Origin of the sequence: Arthrobacter luteolus NBRC 107841 (genome assembly GCF_001552075.1) — a bacterium.
GTDB classification, from domain to species: domain Bacteria; phylum Actinomycetota; class Actinomycetes; order Actinomycetales; family Micrococcaceae; genus Arthrobacter_B; species Arthrobacter_B luteolus.
In genome coordinates this window covers 228457-249167 of sequence record NZ_BCQM01000002.1, presented here as the reverse complement: position 1 = coordinate 249167, position 20711 = coordinate 228457, and the positions used below count along the sequence as shown (strand labels likewise).

Here is a 20711-nt window from a genome sequence, read left to right as displayed (position 1 = left end):
AGGAACACCATGACGAACCCTGATGATGCCTCGGTTTACCAGGCACCTGCCGACATCCAATCCACCCTCTTCATTGAGCAGCATCGCAGCATGCTGGCTGAGTCTCTGCGCGGACTGACGGACGAAGAGGCTCGAAGACGCCTCGTCCCTTCCAAGACCACATTGCTTGGACTGGTCAAACACGCCACGTTCGTCGAAAAGGTCTGGTTCAGTGAAGCGGTCACGGGCCGGTCCCGGGCTGAACTCGGCCTGCCGGAAACGCCCGGCGAGTCCTTTGACCTGGCGGAAACGGACAGCATCAGTTCGGTCCTGGCGGCCTACACCGAAGCGGTTTCCGCCTCCCGGGCGGCCGTTGCCGGAATGAGCGGGGATGACCTGCTCCGCGGAAATCGGCGGGGGCCACTGCCGCTGCGGTGGGTGCAGCTTCACGTTCTGCGGGAACTCGCCCAGCACTGCGGTCACGCGGATATTCTGCGCGAACAGATCCTGGCCACACGCCCGGTCCCCCTGCCCTGACTTAGGTCCCCGCCCCACCCCCCCTCTGACTGCCAGTTCCCCGCTGGTCGCCGGCCCGCGCGTGTTTGGCCCGCAGACGGGGCGGTATGGCGGAGCGGCATGGCGGAGCCTGGCTGCTGCCAGCTCACCTTCCGCCTAGCCGCCTCGAAGCCGTTCCACGGTCAGGCGGTGTCCGTCAGTCCGCAGGGTGAACGTCCCCAGCAGATCGGTACGGGCAACCTGCGCCCCTGCCGCCTCCAGGGCGTCCAGTGTGTCGGGGGACGGATGGCCGTAGGTGTTGTCCGCGCCCACTGAAATGACTGCCAGCCTCGGCTGAAGGGCAGCCGGCAGAGCTGCACCACCGTTGCGGGCGCCGTGGTGTGCCACTTTCAGGACATCGATCCGTGTATCCCGCAGGGCCGGGGTGGACTGAAGCAGGCGGACCGCGGCCTCCGCTTCGATGTCCCCGGTAAAGAGAAACGTGAGGCCGGCGGCCTGGAGCAGCAGGACAGCGCTGGCATCGTTCTCATTCGTGATCATTCCCGGGGCCCTTCCGGTGCCGGCCTCAGCGCCGGCACCGGTACGTGAACCAGCACCAGCACCAGCACCAGCACCAGCACCAGCACCAGCACCAGGCGATGTTCCTGGTCCAGCCGGCGCACCGGCAGGCGGCCAGAGGACCTGCCACTGCACGTCTCCGCTTTCGCCGTGCATCCCGCGGGTGAGCCGCTGCGGCTCCACGTCCAGCCCCGCCGCCAGGCCTGCGATCTCCCGGGGCAGTTCCGTTTCTGCCGAGGAAAAGGCCAGGCCGTGCACCGTCCGTCCATCAACTGTTGCCTCAGCGCCTGCGTAGTGGTCGGCGTGGACGTGGCTGATAACAAGGAGGTCAACGGTGTCTATCCCCAGGTCATCAAGGCAGCGGTCCAGGGCCCGTGGTTCGGGCCCGGCGTCGATAACGACCGCCGCTGCGGGACCGGTGCGGATCACCATCGCGTCGCCTTGACCCACGTCGCAGGCAGCAGCAGCCCAGTCTCCGGCCGCGGGAGTGCCCTGACCCGGCCGCCACCACAGGAACACTGTCACGGCCAGCAGCAGAACTGCGCCCACCGCCAGCCAGCGCCAGTTGCTCCAAGATGGGCTCCCGTCGCCGTTTCTCCGGACTATCCGGACCCTACGGCTTTCCCCCTCACCGGATACAGCCGCCGGCCGGCTCCTGCCGAGCAACAGGATGCCGCCGGCCAGGGCCGCGCTGGCAGCCGTCATCAGGACAGCACCCGCGGCGCCGGGCAGCCACGGCAGCAGGGCACCAGGGGCGTCGGCAAAGAAGCGCGCTGCCGCTGCCACCCAACCTGCGCCCGCGCCGGCTGTCCACAGCGGCAGGAAGGCCAGGGCCGGGAGGACGGACGCCAGGATGACAGCGGCCATGCCTACGATGGTGACCATGGGGACCACCGGCGCAGCTGCGATATTGGCAGGCACCGAATAGAGCGGCACATTGGGCTGCAGCAGGATGAGAACCGGTGCGCAGGCAACCTGCGCTGCCAGCGGCACGGCCGTGAGCACTGCCAGCGGCTGGGGCAGAACCCGTTCCAGCGATGCTGCGAACCTGGGTCCCAGGACAATAAGCCCGGCGGTGGCGCACACCGAGAGAATAAAGGCGTAGCTCCCGCTGAGCCACGGATCGATGGCCAGAAGAACCGTTGTGCACAGGCAGAGGAGTGCGGCTGGGACCTTGCCCCGCCCGGTCAGCACCGCAGCCGTTCCAATGGATCCCATCACCGCGGCACGCAGGACGCTGGGGTCCGGACGCACCACCAGCACAAACGCGGCCAGGACCGTGAGCCCTGCGGCCGCTGCCCAGAACCTCGGCAGCCGCAGCAGCCGCGCTGCCAGGAATACGAAAGCCAGCAGGTAGCTGCAGTTGGCGCCGGAGACCGCCGTGAGGTGGGTCAGCCCGGTGTCCTTCATGGCTGCCGCAAGGTCGTCTGCAAGTGCTGCCCGGTCTCCCAGCACCATGCCGGGCAGCAGGCCGGAGGCATCGGAAGGTCCCAGCTCCTTCGAGAGTTCCGTGAAGTTCTCCCGCAGGTCCGATGCCGTGCCGTAGAGTCCTTCCGCCGGGATGACCGCCGGAGACTGGCCGGCCCGGAGCACCGCTGCGGCCGGGTCCCCCGCTTGGGTTGCCGTAAGGGTACCGGAGGTGGAGAACCTGTCTCCCAGCCGGATGTCCGCATAAGCGTTACCGCCGATGACCAGCACCGGCGCCTCGGCGGTCGAGCGTTTCCCACCCAGTGTGAAATTCTCCAGCCGTGCCGACACCAGATAACGGATCTCTCCGCTAAAACGGTCCGGAGCCCCGGGCCGGGCATCCCCTGCGGCGCGGAACTCCCCCGAGATAACCCTCTGTCCAGCAATCGCATCGTGGACCGGACCGCTGGTGCGGTGCAGCAGGGAGGTTCCAGCCGCGGCAGCAACCAAGACGACGACGGCAAGCGGAGCAACGCACGCTGCTGCCGCCCGCCGCTCCGCGCCGCTGTGCCGGAGCAGGACCACCGCGCCAAGAACGAGCAGCAGGATTGTCCCCGCACCTGCCGTGAGGAAAGCGGCCGCTGCCGGCATCCGGATCGTGGCAGCGGCGGCGAACCAGGCCGCAGCCGCTGCGGGAACCAGCCGAAGCTCCGTCAGGGGCAAAGGTGTGCCTGATGTCCCGAAGAGCCTTGCGGCTGCTTCGGCGGCTCGATGCGCGCCGGACGGCGGCATGCGTGGGTGTCCGCTTCCAGCATTGTCGGAGCGCAACCTGCCGGGCCCGAAGGACGCCTCCGTGAGTGGAGGCGGCGCATCCGGCAGAGGTGACACAGCAGCCGCCGTGTAGCGGGCCCAGCGGGTCTGCCGTTTCACCCGGTTTTCCCAGCTAACATTTCCACGGGTCAGACCGTGACCAGCGGCACGAGCGCTGCGAGCATCGCCTCCCCGATTCCTGGAACAGCGTCCAGATCCTCCGGCCGGGTAAACCATCCGTGCTCCGTCCGCCAGGCCACGATACGTGCCGCCAGGACCGGCCCTACACGGGGCAGGGTCTGAAGTTCAGCGTCAGTGGCGGTGTTGAGGTTGACCGGTCCCGCGGCTGCTTTTCCGGCACCTGACCCGGCCCCCGACCCGGGCGGATGTCCCCCGGTGCTGCCCAGACCGCTGAGGCTCCCCTGTCCAGCAGGCCCGGCAGGAACGACGGCTCCGGACACTCCAGATGGCCCCGGAACCGCTGCACCCACCACGGGGACCACCACCATACTTCCGTCCTCCATGGGCGCGGCGAGGTTCACCAGCGTGAGGTCAGCTTCCGGCAGAGCCCCGCCGGCTGCGCCAACAGCGTCGGCCACCCTTCCACCGGTCTTGATGCGCACGATGCCCGGAGCTGCCACCGCACCTGCCACATGGACCACCAGTTCCGGGCCGGTGGCGGTTCCGTGTTCCGGTCCCTGCCGGGAGCTGCCGGGCATCGAATCCGGGGAGGCAGCTCCCGGATTCGATCCTTGGTCCGGTGCAAGATTGGGCCCGGTCTGGTCCGGCCCGGGCTTCCCTGCTGAGGACCGTGACAGCTCGGCATCGCCTGCCGTGCTGCCCACTGCGGTATTCACATCGGCACCGAGATCTACGGCAATGGACTCATGTGGCGCGCGGATCCGGAGCAGGGGTATGGCAACCGCGGCCGCCAGCAGCAGGCACGCGAACAGGGCGGCCGCACGCAGCGGAAACCGCCACCGCCGCGGAGGGACGGCCCGCCGCTCAGCGGGCTCGTCCTGTAGGTGTTCTGCGGCGCCCTCAGTGCTGCTGCACGGGGGAACCTGGTCCGAAGCGGTCCCGCCCAGACGGGTCCCCAGCGGCTTGGGACTGCGCGGGTGCGGACCGTCCAATCCGCCGGACGCTGCTTCCGGCAGGCCAGTCGCCTGCCGTTCCCTGCGGCGGCGGACCGCCAGGCGTGAGGGCAGGATCTGTGCAGGTTCGGTGTCCCAGCGGTGTGCGGCCATCACTGCAACCTAGGCCTGGACTCCCTGTCCAGGCGGGTCACCACCTGCAGTTGTGGACGCCTTCGGGCTTTTCCAGTGATTGCCGGAAGTTGTGGAGGGTCAGTCGATGTCCGTATCCCCGTGCGGGTCCTGCACCGGGATTGGGCCGCTGGCCGGAGCGGGGGCCTCTGCCTGCCCGGCGGTAACCGGCCGCTGGCTGCGGGACGGTGCCGGATGCCGCTGGCCCGCATCCTTGGTTTCTGCCGGTCCGGGGCCGGCAGAAACGCTGGCCTTCGTGCCAGCCTCAGCCTCGCCGGGGACCACCGCCGTCGAAATAGCCACAGCCAACACACCGAGACCCGCGTGCGCCGCCAGCACCGCCGGCAGTGGACACAGCAGGACCTTCGCCCCGGGGCGTTCGCGGATCACCGCAGACGCCAGACGCTCGGCCTCCGCTTCGTTGCCGAAATGGTGGACAGCCACGCGCACCGGTCCGGTGCGGGCGGCGAGCTCCGCACGGCAGAGCTCCTCCAGCCGGGCCAGGGCTTTGGGCGCGGTGCGGACGCGTTCGATCGGAACCACGAGGCCGTCGCGGATAGCCAGGATCGGTTTGACCGCAAGCAGCGTTCCGAACCATCCGGCCGCCGCGCCGATCCGGCCGCCGCGGCGGAGCTGCTCGAGGCTGGGGACGTAAAACAGGATGTCCGCTGCTGCGGCACAGGACGCGGCTGCTGCCGCCACGGTCTCAGCGTCCGCACCTTCCGCAGCGGCTTCCGCAGCTGCCTCAACCGCAAATCCCAGTCCCATGGCCACGGACGCGGTGTCGACCACTCGGACCGGAATTTCTGCGGTCCGCGCCGCCAGCCTGGCAGAGTCCACGGTGCCGGACAGTTTCCCGGACAGGTGGACAGAAACCACGGCGGCATAACCGGCTGCAGCGAGTTCGGCGTACACCGCCTCGAACTGGCCCGGCGCCGGCCGGGACGTGCGGACGTCCTGTCCCTGGGCAAGGGCCAGGGCCAGGGCACCGATCATTTTGTCGGTGCCCTCACCGTAGATCTGGTCGCCGATCATCACCGGCATCGAAACGACCCGGACCAGGTCCGCAGCACGGTCCGACCCTGCCCAGCCGCTGGGCAGGGAGCAGGATGAATCGGTAACGACGGCGACGCGCGGCGGCGGCACAGGGCCAGGCCCGGTTGCCCGGGGCTTGAACCACCGTCCGCGCAGCGCCGTCCAGTCCATGAAGCCCAGTCCTAGGCCGGCACGATGTTCACGAGCTTGGGGGCCTTGACGATCACCGTGCGGATCCCGGCGCCGTCGAGGACCTTGATGATCTGCTCCGAGGAGAGCGCCAGCTCGCGCAGCGCATCCTCGGTGATGTCTGCCGGCACCTCGAGCCGGTCGCGGACCTTGCCCTTGACCTGGACGATGGCAGTCACCGTGTCCTGGACCAGCAGGGCCGGGTCTACTGCCGGCCAGCCGGCGTTCGCCACGGAAGCGGGGTGGCCCAGCGCGTTCCAGAGGTCTTCAGCCGTGTACGGCGCGAAGAGGCTCAGGATCACGGCTACGGCTTCGGCGGCTTCGCGGACGGCGGGGTCGGCTGCGCCGGCACCGGAATCGATGGTCTTACGGGTGGCATTGACCAGTTCCATCAACTTGGCGATGACCACGTTGAACTTGCCGGCATCCAGCAGATCGGCGGCGTCGGCGACCGTGCGGTGGGTTACCGCGCGGAGCTTTTTGTCGCCGGTGGAGACGTCCGCGCCGGGTTCGCTGGTGATGTCCTGGCCCAGGCGCCAGGCGCGGGCCAGGAACTTGGCGGAGCCCGACGGCGAGACATCCGCCCAGTCGACGTCGTCCTCGGGCGGGGAGGCGAAGATCATGGTGAGGCGGACGGCGTCGACACCGTATTTGTCCAGCTGCTGGCCCAGGTCCACACCGTTGCCCAGCGACTTGGACATGGCCTTGCCGCCGTTGAGTACCTGGCCCTGGTTCAGCAGGGCGGAGAACGGCTCGTCGGCTTCGATCAGGCCCATGTCCTTGACGACCTTGGTGAAGAAGCGGGAGTAGAGCAGGTGCAGGATGGCGTGCTCCACGCCGCCCACGTACTGCCCCACCGGCATCCAGTTGCGCACGGCTTCGGGATCGAAAGGACCCTCGGTGAAGTGCGGGGAAACGAAGCGCATGAAGTACCAGGAGGAGTCCACGAACGTATCCATGGTGTCCGTGTCCCGCTTGGCCGGACCGCTGCAGGACGGGCAGTCCACATTGACCCATTCCTCGACCGATGCCAGCGGCGAGGTGCCCTTGGGCGCCAGCGCCTCACCCTTCAGGTTGTCCGGCAGGGTCACCGGCAGCTGGTCATCCGGGACCGGAACCTCGCCGCACTTTTCGCAGTGGATGATCGGGATAGGGGTTCCCCAGAAGCGCTGCCGGGAGAGCAGCCAGTCACGCAGCCGGAAGTTCACGAACTTCTCGCCGGTGCCCTTCTCCTCGAGGACGCTGATGGCCGCCGGGATGGCTTCGGCCTTCGGCAAGCCGTTCAGGCTGCCGGAGTTCACCAGCGTTCCCTCGCCGGTGGTGGCGGTGCCGGAGACGGCGGGATCCTCTTCACCGGTGTCGAGCACGGCGCGCACGGGCAGGTTGAAGGCCTTCGCGAAGTCCAGGTCGCGCTGGTCGTGGGCCGGCACGGCCATGATGGCGCCGGTGCCGTAGTCGGCCAGCACATAGTCGGCAGCCCAGACCGGCAGCTTTTCACCGTTGAGCGGGTTGACCGCGTAACGGCCGGTAAAGACACCGGTCTTGGTGCGGTCGGTGGCCTGGCGTTCGATGTCGGAGAGTGCCTTGACCTGCTCGCGGTACTCCAGCAGGGACGCACGGTGGTCTTCTGTCACCAGGTCCAGTGCCAGCGGGGCGTCGGCCGCGACAACGAAGAAGGTTGCTCCGAAGAGGGTGTCCGGACGGGTGGTGAAGACGGTGACCTGCTCTTCGGGCTTGCCGTCGGCGGCTTCGATATTGAAGCGGACGTGGGCGCCTTCGGAGCGGCCGATCCAGTTCTTCTGCATGGCCAGGACGCGCTCCGGCCAGTGGCCCTTGAGCTGTTCCATGTCGTCCAGGAGCCGGTCGGCGTAGTCGGTGATCTTGAAGTACCACTGGTTCAGGGACTTCTTGGTGACCTGGGTGCCGCAGCGTTCACAGGCCCCGTTGACAACCTGCTCATTGGCCAGCACGGTCTGGTCCTTGGGGCACCAGTTGACCGGGGAGTTTTTCCGGTAGGCCAGTCCACGCTCGTAGAAGCGGGTGAACAGCCACTGCGTCCACCGGTAGTAGCCGGGATCGGAGGTGTGCAGGCGCCGGGACCAGTCCACGCTGATCGCATAACGCTTGAAGGACTCCGCCTGGGTGTCAATGTTGCGGTAGGTCCACTCGCTGGGGTGGGCGTTGTGCTTGATGGCCGCGTTTTCAGCGGGCAGGCCGAAGGAGTCCCAGCCGATCGGGTGCAGCACGTCGTAGCCGAGCTGGCGCCAGTAGCGGGCCACAACATCGCCCATGGCAAATGCTTCAGCGTGGCCCATGTGCAGGTCGCCGGAGGGGTAGGGGAACATGTCCAGGACGTAGCGGCGTTCACGCGTTCCGTCGTCGGCCGGGGTGAAAACGCCTAGGTCGTCCCAGACAGCCGGCCACTTCTGCTCCATGGCCGCGAAACTGTATACGGCCTCTTCCGACTGGTCAGTCTGTGACTGCGTGCTCACTATGCTTCGCCTCTGTCCTCAATGAATCCTGGTGATCCGCGGTTTCCGGCGTGCCGCCGTCTCCGCCTGCGCTGTTGACTCTTCCCAGACACACAAAAGCCCCTCGTCAAATGCAAGGGGCTGCCGCGTTCTACACAAACGCGGCTATGTAAGGAGGAGCAAAGCGGTCATTTATCCACTTTACAACAGGGAAGGCCCGACGGCGGCAGCGGACCGGGGTGTGCCGCGGACCCGCCACCCGGGCTTCCCGGAACACAGGTAATGCCGTTTCCCGGAGGAAACGGCATTACCTGTGCCGGCACAGGAGGACTCCGGCCGGGCTACTTTACGTCTTCGTCCACCCAGTCGAAGGTGCGGGTGACGGCCTTGTTCCACAGCCGCATCTGGCGGTCGCGCTCCGCCGGGTCCATCTGCGGAGTCCAGCGCTTGTCTTCCTTCCAGTTCGAGGCGAGTTCCGCGGTGTCATTCCAGAAGCCGACGGCGAGGCCCGCGGCGTACGCGGCTCCGAGGGCCGTGGTTTCCACGACCTCGGGGCGGACAACGTCCACACCCAGGATGTCCGCCTGGAACTGCATCAGCGCATCGTTGGCGACCATACCGCCGTCGACCCGCAGTTCGGTGAGCGGAACACCGGAGTCGGCGTTGACGGCGTCGAGCACCTCCCGGGTCTGGAAGGCCGTGGCTTCCAGCGCGGCCCGGGCAATGTGGTTCTTGTTCACGAACCGGGTGAGGCCAACGATCACACCGCGGGCATCCGCGCGCCAGTGCGGCGCGAAGAGGCCGGAGAACGCCGGAACGATGTACACGCCGCCGTTGTCCTCCACCGACTGGGCCAGCTTCTCGATTTCCGGGGCGCTCTTGATGATGCCGAGGTTGTCCCGCAGCCACTGGACCAGTGAGCCGGTGACGGCGATGGAACCTTCGAGGGCATAGACCTGGGGCCTGTCCCCGATTTTGTAGGCCACCGTGGTGAGCAGGCCGTTCTGGGACATCACCTTCTCTTCGCCGGTGTTGAAGATCAGGAAGTTACCGGTCCCGTAGGTGTTCTTTGCATCCCCGATTCCGAAGGCTGCCTGCCCGAAGGTGGCGGCCTGCTGGTCGCCGAGGATCCCGGACACCGGGACCTCCCGCAGCAGCTGGGAGCCGTGCACCGTTCCATACACCTCGGATGAGGAACGGATCTCGGGGAGCATCGACTTCGGAACGGTGAAGGTCTCAAGGATCGAGTCGTCCCACTGCAGCGTGTCCAGGTCCATAAACATGGTCCGTGAGGCGTTGCTGACGTCGGTGATGTGGACCCCGCCTTCCACCCCGCCGGTGAGGTTCCAGACCACCCAGGAGTCCGTGTTCCCGAACATCAGTTCGCCTTTTTCGGCCTTTTCCCTGGCACCGTCGACATTGTCGAGGATCCACTTGATCTTGGTGCCGGAGAAGTAGGTTGCCAGCGGCAGGCCCACCTTGGCCTTGAACCGGTCCATCCCCCCGTCCTTGGCCAGTGCGTCCACGATCGGCTGGGTCCGGGTGTCCTGCCAGACGATGGCGTTGTAGACGGGTTTGCCGGTGTAGCGGTCCCAGACCACCGCGGTTTCGCGCTGGTTGGTGATGCCGACGGCGGCGATGTCGTGCCGGGTGAGGTTGGCCTTGGAGAGCGCGGTTCCGACGACTTCGCGGACGTTGGTCCAGATTTCTTCGGGGTTGTGCTCCACCCAGCCGGCGCGGGGAAAGATCTGCTCATGTTCTTTTTGTCCGGAGGACACGATGCTGCCGGCGTGGTCGAAGACAATCGCCCGGCTGCTCGTGGTTCCCTGATCGATCGCAATGACGTACTGCTGCTTGCTGTCTGACACTTGGTCTCTCCTTCGAGGTGAGTAGATCGTGCGGCCCGGGGATCGGTTAGAGGATATCCGGCAGCGGGATGAACGAGCCGACCCAGCCGCCAAGTGCTCCGCCGATCAGGGGCCCGAGGACGGGCACCCAGGCGTAGGACCAGTCGCTGTTTCCCTTGTTGCGGATGGGCAGCAGGGCGTGAACGATCCGGGGGCCGAGGTCACGCGCCGGGTTGATGGCGTACCCGGTCGGACCGCCGAGCGACGCACCGATGCCGACAACCAGCAGCGCCACGGCCAGGGGGCCCAGCCCGGTGACCGAACCGGCGAACGCCACGATCACGAACATCAGCATGAACGTACCGATGATCTCGGTGACGAGGTTCCAGCCGTAGGACCGGATGGCAGGCCCGGTGGAGAACACGCCAAGGATGTTGGCCGGGTCCGGCTCATCATCGAACTGTTTCTTGTAGGCCAGCCAGGCCACGAAGGCTCCGATCATGGCACCGAGCAGCTGCCCCGCGAAGTAGGTCAGCGTGGAGCCGATGTCCACGGGGATTCCCGGGACGAACTCCTCGGCGCCGCTGGTGATGATGCCCACCGTCACGGCGGGATTAATGTGGGCGCCCGAAATGGCTGCCAGGTAGACGCCGGCGAAAACACCGAGGCCCCACCCCCAGTTCACCATCAGGAAGCCGCCGCCGTTGCCCTTGGTTTTCGCCAGAGCCACGTTTGCGACGACGCCGCAGCCCAGGACGATCAGCGCTGCGGTACCCAGCATTTCGCTGACGAATACCTGTCCTAGAGTCACCATCGACTCCCTCCGATCCATAGTTTGATGTTTTTATTGAGCGGTTCTCATGGATTGATCGTGTTCTGAGAGCGGGATAGACCTGGGTGAAGCGCAGTCGGGGGCCTTCCAGCTCGGCGCACTGTAGGCCCTATGCAATCAAGCTTTTACCTCCAGCGCCATGAAAACTTTAAAAGTGCAGGTCAGCAGCCCACAATAGCTGCGTCCGGGGAGCTCCTCGACCCCCGATACAACCCCCGCGCCCGATCTCGGTAGAGTTTGAGCATGCAACGGGCACCGAAACTGACCTTGAACAACGGCGTGGAGATGGACCAGGCCGGATTCGGCACGTACAAGGTCCCGCCGGAGGAAACCGCGGCGCTGGTTACGTCCGCCCTGGACGCCGGTTACCGGCACATCGACACTGCTGCCCTGTACGGCAATGAGGAAGGCGTCGGCGCGGCGGTCCGGAACTTCACCGACGCCGGGCATGTGGTCCGGGAAGACCTGTTCGTCACCTCCAAGCTGTGGAACGCGGACCAGGGTTACGACGCCGCCTTCCGGGCTTTTGATGCCTCGCTGGACCGGCTGGGATTCGATTATCTGGACCTGTACCTGATCCACTGGCCCTGCCCCGGACGTGGGCTCTTCGTGGAAACGTACCGAGCGCTGGAAGAAATTTATGCCTCCGGCCGGGTCCGCGCCATTGGCGTCTCCAACTTCACCCAGGAGCACCTGGAAGAACTGGCCGCGGCCACCGGGATTGTGCCCGCGGTGAACCAGGTGGAGCTTCACCCGTGGCTGGCGCAGCGCGGACTGCGCGGCTTCCATGAGGCCCACGGCATCCGCACTGTTGCCTGGAGCCCGCTGGGCCGGGGCGCTGTCCTGGCCGACCCGGTCATCAAGGAGATGTCCGCCGAGCTGGGCCGGACTCCGGCCCAGGTGGTCCTGCGCTGGCATGTCCAGGCCGGGAACACCGTGATCCCGAAAGCCAGCAGCGAGGACCGGATCACCGGGAACCTCGATGTGTTCTCCTTCGAGCTCGACGACGCCCAGATGGCCGCCCTCGACGCACTGGACCGTGGCCAGCGCACCGGCTCCGACCCCCGCGAGGTGAACTAAATGCGGCTGCTGCGCCGGCCCGGGACAGCCGGAACGGGAGCTCCCGGACCGTTCACCCGAGAAGCTGATGTCCGCACCTACCGGGTCCAGGGAACTTCGCAGCGGTGCTGGGACTTCCCGGCTTCCGGTGCGGCTCCGGACGCACCGCCGGTTTTTATGGTCCACGGTTTCCGCGGCGACCACCACGGGCTGCTTCGCATTGTGGAAGCCCTGCCGAACCACCGCGTCATCGTCCCGGACCTGCCCGGCTTCGGCCAGGGTTCCGTCCTGCCGGGCAGCCACAACGCCGCCGCCTACGCGGATTTTGTCCATGCCGGTTTCCGCGCACTCGGACTCGGTTCCGAAACTGTCCTCCTGGGCCATTCCTTCGGCTCGATCATCGCGGCACGCACTGCAGCGCAGTCCCCGGAACTGATCAGCGAGCTCGTCCTCGTCAACCCCATCTGCGAACCGGCGCTGGAGGGGCCGAAGGGCATCACCAGCAAAGCAGCCGAACTGTACTACCGGGCCGCGGCGAAGCTGCCGGAGGCTGCCGGGCACGCCCTGCTGGCTAATCCCCTGATCGTCCGGGGTATGAGCATCATGATGGCGAAGACCTCCGATCCGGGGCTGCGCCGCTGGATCCATGCCCAGCACGATGCCTACTTCAGCGCCTTCGCCTCCCGCGCCGTCGTACTGGAAGCCTTCCGCTCCTCGATTTCCGAGACCGTGCGGGATTCCGCCGCCGATCTTCGGATGCCGGTCCTGCTGATCGCCGCGGACCGGGATGATCTGGGGTCGGTTCCCGCGCAGCGCCGGCTCGCCGGAATGATCCCGGACGCTGAGCTGGAAATTATCGAGGGCTGCGGGCATCTGGTGCACTATGAAGCCCCGGATGTGGCGGCCGCCCTGATCGCCGATTTCCTGGACCGGAGGCACCGGGCATGAAGATTCTGTTTGATGCCCGGTTCACGCGCACCGACCAGCACGACGGGATCAGCCGGTACGGTGCCAGCCTGATCGAGGCCGTGTCCCGGCACGCGCAGGTGCAGATACTGATCAGTGATGAGAGGCAGCTGGCCCTGCTTCCGGACGTGCCCTGGGTCAAGGTCAACTCCCCGCTCTCCCCCGCGGAGCTTTTCGTCGCCCGCAGACTCAACCGGCTCGACGCAGACGCGGTGGTCTGTCCCATGCAGACCATGGGCAGCTGGGGGCGGAACTATCCGCTGATCCTCACCCTGCATGACCTGATCTACTACCAGAACCCGACGCCGCCGGGTTTCCTTCCGCTGCCGGTGCGCCTGCTGTGGCGGCTCTACCACCTGGCCTACTGGCCGCAGCGGGTGCTCCTGAACCGGGCCGACGCCGTCGCCACCATCAGCCACACCACAGCGGACCTGATCAAATGGCACCGCCTGACCCGCCGCCCGGTGCGGCTGGTGTCCAACGCACCCCAGCCCGGAACCGTGCCGCGTGAGGCCGGTTCCGCACCCGACCGGACCCTGCTCTACATGGGTTCCTTTATGCCGTACAAGAACGTCGAGACGATCGTGCGGGGGATGTCGCATCTGCCGGGGTACACCCTGCACCTGCTCAGCAGGATCAGCCCGGACCGGCGGGCGGAGCTGGAGGCACTCACCGCGGATCCGTCGCGGCTGGTCTTCCACAACGGAGTAACCGATGCGGAGTACGACGCCCTGCTGCGCCGCGCCACCGCGCTGGTCACGCTGTCCAAGGCGGAGGGCTACGGGCTGCCCGTGATTGAGTCCATGGCTGCGGGCACCCCCGTGATCGCCAGTGACATCCCGATTTTCCGGGAGGTTTCCGGCGGCGCGGCGATGCTCGTGGATCCGGACCGCCCGGAAGCGTTCGCCGCGGCTGTGGAAACCCTCTCTGACGCCGGCTGCTGGCAGGAGGCCGCCGCTGCCGGGCTGCGCCGGGCCGGCGACTACGACTGGGATGCGTCAGCCAAGCAGCTGGTAGACGCGGCGGCGGAGGCCTCCCGCCTGTTCGCGGCGAAGAAACGCCGAACGGCCCGCTGAGGCGGGCCGTTCGCTGAACCGGGTGGTGCGGGCTAGTCCAGCCGCACCACCATTTTGCCCTTGTTGGCACCCTTCATCAGGTCGATGAAGGCCTGGGGTGCGTTTTCCAGCCCGTCCACGAAGGTCTCGTCGTAGCTGACGCTGCCCTCACGCAGCCAGCCGGCCATGAGCCCGGCGAACTCGTCCGCATACTGGTTGTAGCTGCTGGCGATGAACCCGCGAAGTGTGAGCTCCTTGCCGATGGCAAGTGCGAGGTTGCGCGGTCCGGTGGGCTTTGCGGTGGTGTTGTACTGCGAAATCGCGCCGCACATGGCGATCCGTCCGTACTTGTTCAGGACCGAAATCGCGGCTTCGAGATGGTCTCCGCCCACGTTGTCAAAATAGACGTCGATGCCCTGTTCGCCGGCGGCCGCCTGAAGCTGATCCTTGACCGGGGCATCGTGGTAGTTGAACGCGGCGTCAAAGCCCAGTTCACGCAGCCTCGCCACCTTGTCCGCGGAGCCGGCGCTGCCGATGACGCGGCTGGCGCCCAGGGCCTTGGCGATCTGGCCCACCAGGGATCCGACGGCTCCGGCAGCGCCGGAGACGAAGACGGCGTCGCCTTCCTTGAATTCGGCCACCTTGGTCAGGCCGGCGTAGGCGGTCAGCCCGGTCAGTCCGAGGGCGCCCAGGTAGGCGCTGGCCGGTGCGAGGCTGGTGTCGATCCTGCGGGCCCGGGCACCGTCCAGGACGGCATAGTCCCGCCAGCCGAGGCCGTGCAGCACGGTATCTCCGGGTTTGTGGTCCGCTGAGCGGGACTCCACGACTTCGCCCACCGCACCGCCGTCGAGCGGCTGATCGAGCTGGAAGGGCGGCACATAGGACTTGACGTCGTTCATCCGGCCCCGCATGTAGGGGTCAACGGACATGGCCGTGTTCTGGACCAGGACCTGGCCGTCCTGCAGTGCTGGAACGGGGACCTCGGTCAGCCGGAAGTTCCCGTCAACGGGCCATCCGTCGGGACGGGAGGCCAGGTGGATTTCGCGGCTTGTCTGGGGGTAGGACATCGATCTCCTTCGTGGGGCGCCTTCTATCGACGGGCGCCCGGGTATTTCATAAGCACCCTGTCTATCCTGAGTGCCATGGAAAGACTACCAGCGGTTTCCGTGCAGGACCTGGCGGTGCGCCGCGGCGGGCGGGAGGTATTCAGCGGATTGTCGCTGGAGGTTCCCCGCGGCCAGGTGGTTGGCCTGATGGGGCCGAGCGGCAGCGGCAAAACAACGCTCCTGCGCTCCGTGGCGGGCACCCAGAAGACCGGCGGCGGAGCGGTTACCGTGCTGGGCCAGCCCGCCGGCTCGGTCCAGCTGCGGGGCAGGATCGGCTATATGACCCAGTCCCCCAGCGTGTACGAGGACCTCACGGTAACGGAGAATCTGATGTACTTCGCCCGGCTGCTGGGACGCGGGCGGGACGCGGCGGAGCAGGCGGTCCGTGAGGTAAATCTCGGCCCCGAGGCTCATCGGCTGGTATCCGGGCTCAGCGGGGGCCAGCGCAGCCGGGTGTCCCTGGCTGCAGCGCTGGTTGGCGCGCCGGACCTGCTGGTCCTGGATGAGCCGACGGTCGGGCTCGATCCGCTGCTGCGCCAGGAGCTGTGGCGGTTATTCGCGCAGCTCGCCGAGCGCGGCACCAGCGTGCTGGTCAGCAGCCACGTGATGGATGAGGCCAGCCGCTGCGGGCGCCTGCTGCTGCTGCACAACGGGCAGCTGCTGGCTGATCTCACGCCCGCTGAGCTGCTGGAACAAACCGGTGCACATGACGCTGACCGGGCGTTCCTGGTCCTCCTGGGTGGTGCCCCGTGAAGCCGCGCCTGGCCCTCGCCACCGCCGTCCGGGTCCTCCGGCAGGTCCGGCACGATCCCCGCACCATTGTGCTGCTCCTGGTCATGCCCAGCCTGCTGATCGGCCTGATGTCCTGGATCTTCGTGGACACTCCGGTATTTGGCCAAGTGGGGCCGGCGCTGCTGGGTCTCTTCCCGTTTGTGGTGATGTTCCTCGTCACCAGCATCACCACCCTGCGCGAGCGGCGTTCGGGCACGCTGGAGCGGCTGATGACGCTCCCGGTGGGCAAGTTCGACCTGATCGCCGGTTATGCCATCGCGTTCGGGCTGCTGGGCACGGTCCAGTCGCTGATCGCCGCCGGCTTCTCCGTCTGGGTCTGCGGCCTGGAAGTCAGTTCCTCACCGTGGCTGCTCGTCCTGGTAGCGGTCATGAATGCCCTCCTGGGGACCACCCTGGGCCTGTTCGCCAGCGCTTTTGCCGCCACCGAGTTCCAGGTCATCCAATTCATGCCGGCCATTGTGTTTCCGCAGATCCTGCTCGGCGGGATTTTCATTCCCCGCGACCAGATGCCCGACGTGCTGGCGGCAATCTCCGACTGGCTTCCGCTCTCGCACACAATATCAGCGCTCCAGGACGTCTCCACCGAAACGGATGCTGCGCCCGATGTCCTGCGGGAAGTCGGGATCCTGGCGGCATTCACCGTGGCGTTCCTGGTGCTGGGTTCGGTGACCCTGCGCCGCCGGACCCCCTAGCCTGCGGCCGGAGCCCTCAGCCCGCATCCTTACCGGGGACGGACGTCCCAGAGGTGGTGGAGCGCGTCGTGAAGGAAGTAGCGGGCCAGTGAATCCACGGTGAAGGCGCTGCCGTCCGAACGCAGACCGCGCCGGGCCAGCTGGCCGGGTGCGACGGCGGCGAAGGCTGCCGCCGTCGCCTCAGCTTCGGTAGCGAGTTCGGCCGCGACCACCGCCGGATCCTGTTCTCCGTACCGTTCGGCCACCGCGGTGGCATCCTGGTCCCAGTCAGCAAAGCCGGCGCCGTCGGTCTCCAGCATCAGGTTCAGCCGCATCCGGTAGACACGGCACAGGTCGCGGACATGGGCCGCGTATTCCAGCGGCGACCAGGTCGCGTCATCGGGACGCTGCACGGCGTCCGCGCCGGCGAGGACTTCCTGCCACGCGTCCGCACTGTCCCGGAGCAGGCCCGGAACGTCATCGAAAGCGGTGGCAGCGGCGTCGAACCCGCATTCGGGGCACGGCTTGTCCAGGACCCAGGTCCAGTTTTTGGTATCAGGGGTTATGACCATCTGCACACTGTAATGGAAAACCGTTACAGGACGCCGGTTCCGTCCACCCGGACATACACGGGATCCCCGGTGCGGCGGGCTGAAAGCGCGGCCTTCGCGGCCCGCATGGCCGCAGTGACCGCAGGCGCGTCACCGTACGGGAAAAAGCACAGGGTCCGCCAGCGGCCGGTGCCGTTCAGGGTGCCGGGATCATCCCCGCGGGACGACGGCGGTTCCTCCACCGGCGCGGGGCCCACGATCCGGACGCGTTCCGGCAGGCCAAGCCGGGACACAAATCCCTCCAGGCCCTCCCGTGAACCGGTCAGCTCGGCATACCGGACGGCGGGCGGAAGTCCGAGCTCGCGGCGCAGGGCAAGTTCACGTTCTGCGGCGCCCGCCGGGTCCCAGCGCAGCAGGTGGCCCACCGTGGCCGTATCATCAGCTGTCACCACCACCACTCCCCCGTCCCTTGCAGGGCGCACCAGGGCCGCTGCGGTCAACCAGCGGCGCAGGGTTTCTTCCTGCGCGTGCAGGGACTGCCGCGAAAGCATCGCGGTACCGTCCAGCAGCAGCGCGGCAGCGTAGCCCGATGGCGCGACCGGTTCGGCTCCGGGCGTCGCCACCACCAATGCCGGGGTGTCCGGAACCTCGGGCCGGATGTGATCCCCGGCCGAGGAAACCACTGTCACTGATGGGAAGGCGCGGCCCAGCTCCTCCGCTGTCCGTCCAGCCCCGGCGGTGGAGGCACGCAGCCGGAAACTGCCGCAGGACGGGCAGTGCCAGCGCGGTTCGGGCCGGGCGCACCAGCGGCAGGAAGGCAGGGCGTTGCGGCCTGCCTGGGCCATCGGGCCCCGGCATTGGCGGCACCTGGTCGGCTCGCGGCAGTCCTGGCAGGACAGCGCGGGTGAAAAACCGGTCCGCGCTACCTGCACCAGCACCGGCCCCCGCTTCAGCCCATCCTGGGCAGCCTTCCACGCTGCATGCGGAATCCGGGCGCGGGCTGCCAGCGGGTCACGCTCCATATTGAAGGTGTCGGCGGTGCTCATAACGCGCGGCGTCGATTCGCGGACCAGCGTTCGTTCGGCGTTGAGGGGCGCGGCCCAGCCGGATTCCACCAGACGCTGTGCCTCGGTGCTGCGGGTGTGGGATGCCACGAGCATCCCTGCGCCGGCCATTTCTGCCCGCAGCAGCAGGACGTCGCGGGCATGCTGATACGGTGCCCGCTGCTCGGCATGCAGGTCATCACCGTCATCCCAGATGCAGACCAGGCCAAGATTCGCCACCGGCGCGTAGGCTGCGGAACGCGTTCCCACGGCCACGGTGGCATCACCGTGAAGCAGCTGCAGGAAGCTGCGGTAGCGCGGGGTTGGACCGTCTTCCGCAGTCAGGCGCACGGCCGTGCCCTCCGGCAGGCGGTCCTCCAGCGCGGCCATTACCCGGGCCAGGTCCTTCTGGTCCGGAACCACCACGACGGCGCCGCGGCCTGAGCGCACGGCCGCTTCGACGGCGGCGGCAATTTCTGCCGGCCAGGCATCGGGTCCGTAGCCGCGGAGGGAGGACAGGACGGCACGGGGACTGTGCCCGGCAGCCAGATGGCCCAGGAACCGGGGGCCGTGCGGGTAACGCCGGAAGGGTGTGGGTTCTTCGGCTTCGCTGGGCTTGCCGGGCTTGCCGGGTTCGCCGGAGTCCGCCGGCGTAGAGTCCGCTGCCGCCGGTACGTCCGGTACGTCCGGTATTTCGGCTGTTTCCGGAGCGTCCTGTGTTTCGACTGTTTCCGGTGCGCCCGGAGCGTCCGGTGTGCCCGGAGCATCCGGCACCTCCACTGATTCCGGTGTAACCCGTCCGGCGAACTCCTTTTCCACCCGCGCCACCCGCGGCGGGACGGCGACGCGGAGCACGTCGTGCACGGAACCGGCATACCGGGCAGCGACTGCCTCGGCCAGCAGCAGGACCTCCGGGCTCAGGACCGGAACCGGCGACACAATCTTCCCGAGGGCGATCAGCCGTGCGGTGGTATCTGTGGATTCCAGCCGGCCGGTGAGATATCCCGCCAGCTCCTGGCCGCCGAACCGTACCTTGACCCGGACGCCGGGGCGGGCAGCGGCGTCGTACTCCGCCGGAACCAGGTAGTCGAAGGGCCGGTCCAGGTGCGGCAGCGGCGAGTCCAGCAGGACCCGCCCAATGGGCAGGTGAGGGGCCGGCTGTGTCTTGCCGACCGGAGCCGCCGGCGGCGTGAAGCCGTGGAGCAGCGAAAGCTGCACGGCCTCGCCGTCCCGGGCGTTTCCTTCCGGCCGCTGTCCCATGGGAGTCAGGCGCTGAAGTAGCTGCGCAGGTCCTCGACCTTATCGAGGCGCTCCCAGGTGAAGCCTTCCTCTTCACGGCCAAAGTGGCCGTGGGCTGCGGTCTTCTGGTAGATGGGGCGCTTCAGGTCCAGGGCATTGATGATGCCCAGCGGACGCAGGTCGAAGACCTCGTTGATGGCCGCCGCGATCCGCATCGGATCGACGGTTTCGGTCCCGAAGGTCTCCACGTAGATGCCAACCGGGCGGGCCATGCCGATGGCGTAGGCGATCTGGATTTCCGCGCGGCGCGCCAGGCCGGCTGCAACCACGTTCTTGGCAACCCAGCGCATGGCGTAGGCAGCGGACCGGTCCACCTTGCTAGGATCCTTGCCGCTGAACGCGCCTCCGCCGTGCCGGGAGAAGCCGCCGTAGGTGTCGACGATGATCTTGCGTCCGGTGAGGCCTGCATCCCCCACGGGACCGCCGATCACGAACGGGCCGCCCGGGTTGATGATGTGCCGGACATTGGAGGTGTCCAGCTCAGTGCCCGCGAGGACGGGGTTAACAACCAGGGAGATCATGTCCTGGTGCAGCTGTTCCTGATCGAGGTCCGCTGCGTGCTGGGTGGAAACCACCACGGAGTCCACGGAGACCGGCCTGTCCCCGTCGTAGCCGATGGTGACCTGGGTCTTGCCGTCCGGGCGCAGGTAGTCCAGCGTCCCGTCCTTGCGGACCTGCGTCAGCCGTTCGGAGAGCCGGTGCGCCAACCAGATCGGGGTGGGCATCAGCACGCTGGTCTCGTCGCTGGCGAATCCGAACATAATGCCCTGGTCACCGGCGCCCTGTGCATCGAGGGGATCAACGGCGCTGCCGGCGCGGTTCTCGACTGAGTTGAAGACCCGTGACGCGATTTCCGGGGACTGCTGCCCAATCGAGACGGAGACACCGCAGCGGGCGCCGTCGAAGCCGTTGGCGGAGGAGTCGTAGCCGATCTCAAGGATGGTGTCGCGGACCAGCTGAGGGATCTCCACGTAGCCCTCGGTGGTAACCTCGCCGGCGACGTGGACCAGCCCGGTGGTCACCAGGGTTTCCACGGCGACGCGGGACTCGGGATCGGCCTTGAGCAGGCCGTCGAGGATGGCGTCACTGATCTGATCACAGATTTTGTCCGGATGGCCTTCGGTCACGGACTCGGAGGTGAACAGCCGCAGGGAGCGCGGATCGGCGGGGGCAGGCGTATTGCTGGAAGTCACGGGTTTACTCTACTTCGTTCCGGGGACAGTCCCTGTCCGGGGACCTGCCGTGCCGCGCGCCAGCTGA

Annotated in this window: 16 protein-coding genes; 6 read left to right on the top strand and 10 right to left on the bottom strand. The window is 67.4% G+C overall.

The features are described 5' to 3' along the window. Window positions 1-9: 9 nt before the first annotated feature. Window positions 10-516: a DinB family protein gene (locus AL3_RS05160; RefSeq protein WP_066297612.1), complete on the top strand. Its 507-nt coding sequence runs from the start codon at window positions 10-12 to the stop codon at window positions 514-516. Between the two features lie 135 nt (window positions 517-651). Here the strand turns inward: AL3_RS05160 and AL3_RS05155 are convergent, their stop codons facing one another. The 6 genes from AL3_RS05155 to AL3_RS05130 all read right to left on the bottom strand — a co-directional run bounded on the left by AL3_RS05155 (window position 652) and on the right by AL3_RS05130 (window position 10888). Further along, window positions 652-3183, bottom strand: a complete 2532-nt coding sequence (locus tag AL3_RS05155; RefSeq protein ID WP_066297609.1) for a ComEC/Rec2 family competence protein — start codon at window positions 3181-3183, stop codon at window positions 652-654. Window positions 3184-3419: 236 nt separating this feature from the next. Further along, window positions 3420-4517: a ComEA family DNA-binding protein gene (locus AL3_RS05150; protein ID WP_066297606.1), complete on the bottom strand. Its 1098-nt coding sequence runs from the start codon at window positions 4515-4517 to the stop codon at window positions 3420-3422. Between the two features lie 99 nt (window positions 4518-4616). Next, window positions 4617-5741 (bottom strand): DegV family protein, encoded by a 1125-nt coding sequence (locus AL3_RS05145; RefSeq protein WP_083521465.1) that lies wholly within the window; start codon window positions 5739-5741, stop codon window positions 4617-4619. 11 nt (window positions 5742-5752) lie between these two features. Further along, window positions 5753-8254 (bottom strand): leucine--tRNA ligase, encoded by a 2502-nt coding sequence (gene leuS, locus AL3_RS05140; RefSeq protein WP_066297604.1) that lies wholly within the window; start codon window positions 8252-8254, stop codon window positions 5753-5755. 317 nt (window positions 8255-8571) lie between these two features. Continuing rightward, on the bottom strand, window positions 8572-10098 hold the full coding sequence (glpK, locus tag AL3_RS05135; RefSeq protein ID WP_066297601.1) for a glycerol kinase GlpK: 1527 nt from the start codon (window positions 10096-10098) through the stop codon (window positions 8572-8574). A gap of 46 nt (window positions 10099-10144) precedes the next feature. Further along, window positions 10145-10888, bottom strand: coding sequence for an MIP/aquaporin family protein (locus AL3_RS05130; protein WP_066298443.1), 744 nt, complete (start codon window positions 10886-10888; stop codon window positions 10145-10147). A gap of 264 nt (window positions 10889-11152) precedes the next feature. On the opposite strand from AL3_RS05130, the gene AL3_RS05125 reads away from it, so the two are divergent. The 3 genes from AL3_RS05125 to AL3_RS05115 are packed head-to-tail and all read left to right on the top strand — an operon-like array spanning window position 11153 to window position 14010. Continuing rightward, a complete protein-coding gene (locus AL3_RS05125) occupies window positions 11153-11989 on the top strand; it encodes an aldo/keto reductase (protein WP_066297598.1) in 837 nt (278 codons plus the stop codon). Next, window positions 11990-12916, top strand: a complete 927-nt coding sequence (locus tag AL3_RS05120) for an alpha/beta fold hydrolase (RefSeq protein WP_066297595.1) — start codon at window positions 11990-11992, stop codon at window positions 12914-12916. Continuing rightward, on the top strand, window positions 12913-14010 hold the full coding sequence (locus AL3_RS05115) for a glycosyltransferase family 4 protein (RefSeq protein ID WP_066297591.1): 1098 nt from the start codon (window positions 12913-12915) through the stop codon (window positions 14008-14010). The genes AL3_RS05120 and AL3_RS05115 overlap by 4 nt, the downstream gene beginning before the upstream one ends. 32 nt (window positions 14011-14042) lie before the next feature. On the opposite strand, the gene AL3_RS05110 is transcribed toward AL3_RS05115, so the two are convergent. Continuing rightward, complete coding sequence (locus tag AL3_RS05110) at window positions 14043-15056, bottom strand: NADP-dependent oxidoreductase (RefSeq protein ID WP_066297588.1); 1014 nt, start codon at window positions 15054-15056, stop codon at window positions 14043-14045. A 75-nt stretch (window positions 15057-15131) separates the two neighbouring features. Between AL3_RS05110 and ccmA the strand changes: the two genes are divergently transcribed. Both ccmA and AL3_RS05100 read left to right on the top strand, forming a co-directional pair. After that, window positions 15132-15848 carry a heme ABC exporter ATP-binding protein CcmA gene (gene ccmA, locus AL3_RS05105; RefSeq protein WP_066297585.1) on the top strand — a complete coding sequence of 239 codons (717 nt, stop codon included), beginning with the start codon at window positions 15132-15134 and terminating at the stop codon, window positions 15846-15848. Continuing rightward, window positions 15845-16579 carry an ABC transporter permease gene (locus AL3_RS05100; protein ID WP_066297583.1) on the top strand — a complete coding sequence of 245 codons (735 nt, stop codon included), beginning with the start codon at window positions 15845-15847 and terminating at the stop codon, window positions 16577-16579. Before ccmA ends, AL3_RS05100 begins: the two co-directional genes overlap by 4 nt. A 29-nt stretch (window positions 16580-16608) precedes the next feature. Here AL3_RS05100 and AL3_RS05095 read toward each other — a convergent pair whose 3' ends face one another. Genes AL3_RS05095 through metK form a run of 3 tightly spaced genes read right to left on the bottom strand, consistent with a single transcriptional unit; the run spans window position 16609 to window position 20644 of the window. Next, the gene (locus tag AL3_RS05095) at window positions 16609-17130 is read right to left on the bottom strand and encodes a DinB family protein (protein ID WP_066298441.1); all 522 of its coding nucleotides are present in this window, start codon (window positions 17128-17130) and stop codon (window positions 16609-16611) included. 23 nt (window positions 17131-17153) lie between these two features. After that, a complete protein-coding gene (locus AL3_RS05090; RefSeq protein WP_066297581.1) occupies window positions 17154-19412 on the bottom strand; it encodes a primosomal protein N' in 2259 nt (752 codons plus the stop codon). Between the two features lie 5 nt (window positions 19413-19417). Next, entirely contained in the window at window positions 19418-20644 is a 1227-nt protein-coding gene (metK, locus tag AL3_RS05085) for a methionine adenosyltransferase (protein ID WP_066297579.1), read from the bottom strand. Between the last annotated feature and the right edge of the window lie 67 nt (window positions 20645-20711).

What these genes read in the sequence shown, in the direction of transcription:
- AL3_RS05160 (WP_066297612.1), top strand. Translation starts at nt 10, where the DNA reads ATGACGAACCCTGATGATGCCTCGGTTTACCAGGCACCTGCCGACATC.
- AL3_RS05150 (WP_066297606.1), bottom strand. Translation starts at nt 4,517, where the DNA reads ATGGCCGCACACCGCTGGGACACCGAACCTGCACAGATCCTGCCCTCA.
- AL3_RS05145 (WP_083521465.1), bottom strand. Translation starts at nt 5,741, where the DNA reads ATGGACTGGACGGCGCTGCGCGGACGGTGGTTCAAGCCCCGGGCAACC.
- AL3_RS05125 (WP_066297598.1), top strand. Translation starts at nt 11,153, where the DNA reads ATGCAACGGGCACCGAAACTGACCTTGAACAACGGCGTGGAGATGGAC.
- AL3_RS05120 (WP_066297595.1), top strand. Translation starts at nt 11,990, where the DNA reads ATGCGGCTGCTGCGCCGGCCCGGGACAGCCGGAACGGGAGCTCCCGGA.
- AL3_RS05115 (WP_066297591.1), top strand. Translation starts at nt 12,913, where the DNA reads ATGAAGATTCTGTTTGATGCCCGGTTCACGCGCACCGACCAGCACGAC.
- AL3_RS05110 (WP_066297588.1), bottom strand. Translation starts at nt 15,056, where the DNA reads ATGTCCTACCCCCAGACAAGCCGCGAAATCCACCTGGCCTCCCGTCCC.
- ccmA (WP_066297585.1), top strand. Translation starts at nt 15,132, where the DNA reads ATGGAAAGACTACCAGCGGTTTCCGTGCAGGACCTGGCGGTGCGCCGC.
- AL3_RS05095 (WP_066298441.1), bottom strand. Translation starts at nt 17,130, where the DNA reads ATGGTCATAACCCCTGATACCAAAAACTGGACCTGGGTCCTGGACAAG.
- AL3_RS05090 (WP_066297581.1), bottom strand. Translation starts at nt 19,412, where the DNA reads ATGGGACAGCGGCCGGAAGGAAACGCCCGGGACGGCGAGGCCGTGCAG.